We start from the raw sequence: 4,789 nt of genomic DNA on the forward strand, positions 1-4,789 counted from the left end.
ACATCAATGCTGTCTCACCATCTTTTTGCTTTGCATTAATATCCGCTCCTTTTTCTATCAATAACTTCGCTACTTCTAAGGAATTCTCGGCTGCTGCCAACATCAATGCTGTCTCACCATCTTTTTGCTTTGCATTAATATCCGCTCCTTTTTCTATCAGCCACTTGACTAATCCTAAGGAATTATACCCGGCTGCCGCCATCAATACTGTCCCATCATTATTATTTTTCGCATTAATGTTTGCTCCTTTTTCTATCAATAATTTTGCTATTCCTCCTAAGGAATATATTACATCACGGTCGTGTGCCAACATCAATGCGGTCCAGCCATTGTTGCTTTTTATATTTACATCAACGCCTTTTTCTATCAGCAACTTTGCTACTTCTAAGGAATTCCAATTTGCTGCTACTATCAATGCTGTCCAGCCATCTTTGTCTTTTGCTTTTACATCAGCTCCTTTTTCTATCAGCAACTTTGCTACTCCCAGAGAATTAATTTCGGCCGCCGCCATCAATGCGGTCCAGCCATTTTCCATCTTTGCATTAACATCAGCTCCTTTTTCTATCAGCAACTTTGCTACTTCTAAGGAATTATACTTGGCTGCTACCATCAATGCTGTTCCGAAGTTATTATGTTTCTTATTTACATCGGCTCCTTTTTCTATCAGCAACTTTGCTGCTTCCAGAGAATTAGTTTCGGCCGCCGCCATCAATACTGTTCCCCACTGATTATGTTCCTTATTTACATCTGCTCCTTGTTTGATTACTTTTCTGAGCGCCTTAACATTATTGCCCCATGCAGCACCCCAAGGAGAAATGGGGCGAGTAGAAATTGTCACACAACCGGAAATCAACAAAACAAAAACCAACCCACACACAATTTTCAATCCTAAACTTTTACTCATTTTTTCTCCCTTTTAAAAAACACAGAACATTATGCTGCTACTTGATAAAGCTAACTCTTCCATCTCCGGCCAAAATACGGTCTTTTCTTTGTGATATCCAATAAGTCTTTTTTTGTTCATCTAAATGGATGCTAATAACTTCCTTTAGTTTTCCTTCTATTCGATTTACAAATTCCTCGTGAATCATCGCTCCCAAGCCAAATTGAGCAGCTAAATTATTTGCAATCTCTCTTGCCTTTTCTATCCCTATATTATTATTTCTCCAAATAGCCAAAGCTTCAAAAATCATATCGATGAGTAATTTTAATTTTGCTTTATCCCTACTGAGTACACGCCGTATTTCACTCATTATTTTATCCTTCTCATTTCCACTAAAATTACCATAAAATTCTATATTATTATTTGGCCGATTAATGTATATTATAATTTTCTTCCCCTTATTTTTTTTACCAGTAAAACTCTTATGAAGATGCACATTCTCGGGTTCAATTGGTTGCCCAGAACCCCGACTGTGGTCATCTATGCGTATTTTCTGATCTTTGAGCAGTTGCTTTAAACTCATTTTGGTTCCTCCTGACTGAAAGTATAACTTATAGCTGATAACGGAAAATCAAAGGCATCAGCTTTTTCCTTACTGCGGTTTCTGTATTTCTTCATTCACTAAAGAAATGCTTGCAACCCTATAGACAAGATAATACAAACTATTAGAGGAGTCAAAGGTAATCCTTCTAATGCCGATGTCGATGCCATCATATTTCTTGCCCTCGTTGCCGTCTACGACCACTAACCACTTATAGCCTATCTTACCCCCATAAGCCACACGCTTGCTGTCGGGACTTACTGCGAAAGTTTTGATTTTCATAGTCAACCAATCCATTTGAGCAATAAGTTTTTCAGATACTATTTTTCTTGTGATTTTTTCCTGAGCAAAAGATACCTTATACATAAGCGAAAAGATGACAATCAATATTAGGTACTTTTTAAACATCTTAATTTTCCTCCCCTTTATTATTCTCGACTACATCCTTAAGCATTATATCCTCAGTTTCTAACCATTGTTCTATTCTGGTGCGGTTAAAGCGCCATTGCCGGCCGACTTTTGATGCAGGTATCTTTTTAGATGTGAGCATCCGATAAAGAGACGTTTGACTAATCTGCAGATACTCAGCCGTTTCTTTGAGTTTCATCCACTCCCACTCCTTTTGTGTTTCTTTATTATTTTCGCTCATGCTCTCCCCTTAAGAACTATATCCACAACACTTCTTCTTTTACCGTTGGTTACCTTTATTCTCCAGTATTGTAAATAATTTTGGTAATGTCAAGATATATCTGTGCTCACTGTTGATAACTGTCTATATTCCGCATTTTGAGACTTTACTTAAGTAACGGTCACAAATACAGCCAAAAGTTCTTTGCAGGTAAATCATAGACAGGGGCAAGCGCCGCCGTCCGCTTGCCCCTGTCTCGAAGAGGGCGGAGAGCGAAAGCCGAAGCTCCGAAGGAGCTCCGGCGGTTGAGCGAACAGAGGGCATTCCGCGACCGTCTCTTATGCGAGGCGCCGGAGAATCCGGACGATGATCGGACGGATAGTCGGAGGCGCCGAGCCCATAAGTATTGCGACCGGAGGGAGCTCTCAATAAATAATGAATAAGATTCCTCACCCTTCGACTTTGCTCAGGGCAGGCTCCGGCTTCGGAATGACAAATAAAATAATAAATCAGCGTCTTTTTATTTTTGTCCTGCTTTTATGAATCGTATTAGGCAATGAGATTATGAATGAGTTTGCATTTATGTGGGACGCCCCGCCATTATTCTTACTTTGAACTCCAATATTCAACGCTCGTCCGATTGGAAATGACAAACTGATCAGGCACACTTGACAACGCTCACTTTTATATAGGAAAATCTAAAAACCCGGGGAGGGCCACGATGATATCAAAAAGAGAAAAACTGTTCGGCGCGATAGGCGCGGCGGCGGCGATACTGTTATTTACAGTCATTATGCTTGCGAAGAATTACCAGGGTTGCGGAATTATCAAAAGCAAATCAGCGTATGAAAACGAAAGCCTTAACGCCGGCGCTTCTTTTGACAGGGCATCAGGAAGAATGAGGAGCAGCGCTCCGCCAGCTCCTTCCGCGAGAGCGGCGGCTGAGGCGAGTACGGATAATGCCGAAAACATCGCGGCTGATGAACGGAAATTGATCAAGACGGGGAATATCAGCCTTGAGGTGAAAGATTATGACAGCAGCGCCAAGGCCATTGCCTCTATGGTCAGCGAATTTGAAGGCTTCATTTTGCGATCAAGTAAATATGTTTCCGACGACAACTACGCCTCGGGCGACATAAGCGTCAAAGTAAAACCCGCTCATTTTGACAGCTTTGCGGCACGGCTTGACAGCCTGGGCCGCGTGAAGAGCAAAAACTCCTATATCAATGACGTGACCGAACAATACATAGACCTTGAATCACGGCTGAACAGCAGTCTTCGGGTGGAGAAACGCCTGAAAGAGATACTCTCGATCAAAACAAAAAATGTCAAAGATATCCTTGAGGTGGAAAAAGAACTCGCGCGCGTCGGAGAAAAAATAGAGCAGCTCAAAGGCCGGAAAAAATATCTGGACAACCAGATCGGCCTGGCCACCATAAACATACATATTGACGAGGAAAGGGATATCGTAACCGGAAGTTATAAATTCCTGGAACGCATAAGATACGCCTTCCGCGGCGGCGTCAACGCCTTTATAAGCATAACATCGGGCATCATAACAGTGATAGGCGCGCTTATCGCCCTTTCTATTTACGGCCTGCTCTTCGCGCTGATACTTGCCGGTATAAAAAAGTTCAGAAAAAAACAGTGATTCTCTGAGTTCAGCGGGACAGCTTCAGTTACTGGATCAGCTCCGCACTTTATATATGAGCCGTATGTAATCCTTATCCAGCAATTCCTGCTTGAATAATTTTAAGCTGATATTACCGGCCGCATCACCGAACATATTATAAGCGCTCTTCCCCACGATGACGGGATGAACCAGCAGGCTGATCTCGTCCACAAGGCCCTGGTTCAAAAGAAGATTCCCTAAAATCTTACCCGTGTCGGCCAGGATTCTTTTCGCCTTATATTTTTTTAAGAGCAGCTCAAGCGTTTTTTTCAGATCCGCGCGGTCTTTGCCGACGATATGATAATCATAATTTCTTTCTTTCAAATGCTGCAGATAGGATTTCGGGGTTTTCCCGGACACAACGACGATCACATCCCTGCAAAACTCGAATCTCCGGCAAGTGTGCAGCAATCCTTTCAATTTGCCGCGCGTGTCAATAATCGCCCAGTAGGGGATATTTTTGTTTCTTTTAGGCCTTACGAAATCCTCTTTTTCTTCCATCGGCACGCCATCACCGTACATCTCAATACCTTTCTTTATCGTCGCGGAACCGATTAAATGCACATCGGGCTTGTAATTCCCGGCGATGCGGTAATGCAATTCCATATTAGGTTCAAAACCCGTGAGCGATCCGTCGAGACTCACGGAATTATGCAGAATTAATTCCGGCAAATCAGTCTTTGCCACTTTTTTCAACCCCCGTTGTTCCATCACAAGCCGCTCAGCATTTCTTCAAACGCCGCCCTGTCCGTCGCCATCGTCTTTAACACTATACTGGCGCACGCGTTCGCGTCCGAAAGGGGGTCGTGATGCTTGAGTTTGATCCTCAGCACCCTGCAGACATTGTCCAGTGTCGCCGGACGGATATTCAGCACTTTTCTTGACGCCTGCACTGTGCATATAAACGGCGCGCGAGGCATTTCCACTCCGGCATTTTCACAGCACACTCTCAGCACAGTCCTGTCAAATCCCTTATTGTGCGCCGCGAGATAGTGCGCGCCGTCG

General features: G+C 43.2%; 7 protein-coding genes. 1 reads left to right on the forward strand and 6 read right to left on the reverse strand.

What is annotated here, in order from left to right; translation table 11 throughout:
• The 4 genes from FP827_01730 to FP827_01745 form a co-directional block, all read right to left on the reverse strand.
• On the reverse strand, positions 1-904 hold a 904-nt coding region (locus FP827_01730; GenBank protein MBA3051803.1), incomplete at its 3' end, for a hypothetical protein.
• Between the two features lie 37 nt (positions 905-941).
• A complete protein-coding gene (locus tag FP827_01735) occupies positions 942-1,466 on the reverse strand; it encodes a hypothetical protein (protein MBA3051804.1) in 525 nt (174 codons plus the stop codon).
• A 69-nt stretch (positions 1,467-1,535) separates the two neighbouring features.
• Complete coding sequence (locus FP827_01740; protein MBA3051805.1) at positions 1,536-1,892, reverse strand: hypothetical protein; 357 nt, start codon at positions 1,890-1,892, stop codon at positions 1,536-1,538.
• 1 nt (position 1,893) lies between these two features.
• Positions 1,894-2,133, reverse strand: coding sequence for a helix-turn-helix domain-containing protein (locus tag FP827_01745; protein ID MBA3051806.1), 240 nt, complete (start codon positions 2,131-2,133; stop codon positions 1,894-1,896).
• Positions 2,134-2,833: 700 nt separating this feature from the next.
• Between FP827_01745 and FP827_01750 the strand changes: the two genes are divergently transcribed.
• On the forward strand, positions 2,834-3,763 hold the full coding sequence (locus FP827_01750; protein ID MBA3051807.1) for a DUF4349 domain-containing protein: 930 nt from the start codon (positions 2,834-2,836) through the stop codon (positions 3,761-3,763).
• Positions 3,764-3,799: 36 nt separating this feature from the next.
• Here FP827_01750 and FP827_01755 read toward each other — a convergent pair whose 3' ends face one another.
• Together FP827_01755 and FP827_01760 are read right to left on the reverse strand one after the other, a co-directional pair.
• Positions 3,800-4,498 carry a 5-amino-6-(5-phosphoribosylamino)uracil reductase gene (locus FP827_01755; GenBank protein ID MBA3051808.1) on the reverse strand — a complete coding sequence of 233 codons (699 nt, stop codon included), beginning with the start codon at positions 4,496-4,498 and terminating at the stop codon, positions 3,800-3,802.
• A partial coding sequence (locus FP827_01760; GenBank protein MBA3051809.1) for a hypothetical protein occupies positions 4,495-4,789 on the reverse strand: 295 nt, incomplete at its 5' end. The genes FP827_01760 and FP827_01755, both read right to left, overlap by 4 nt.

It is taken from the genome of Candidatus Omnitrophota bacterium (assembly GCA_013791745.1).
Taxonomy (GTDB): Bacteria; CG03; CG03; order CG03; family CG03; genus CG03.

Bases quoted from the DNA above. Each gene is read 5' to 3' on its own strand.
- FP827_01740 (MBA3051805.1), bottom strand. From the start codon at position 1,892: ATGTTTAAAAAGTACCTAATATTGATTGTCATCTTTTCGCTTATGTAT.
- FP827_01745 (MBA3051806.1), bottom strand. From the start codon at position 2,133: ATGAGCGAAAATAATAAAGAAACACAAAAGGAGTGGGAGTGGATGAAA.
- FP827_01735 (MBA3051804.1), bottom strand. From the start codon at position 1,466: ATGAGTTTAAAGCAACTGCTCAAAGATCAGAAAATACGCATAGATGAC.
- FP827_01750 (MBA3051807.1), top strand. From the start codon at position 2,834: ATGATATCAAAAAGAGAAAAACTGTTCGGCGCGATAGGCGCGGCGGCG.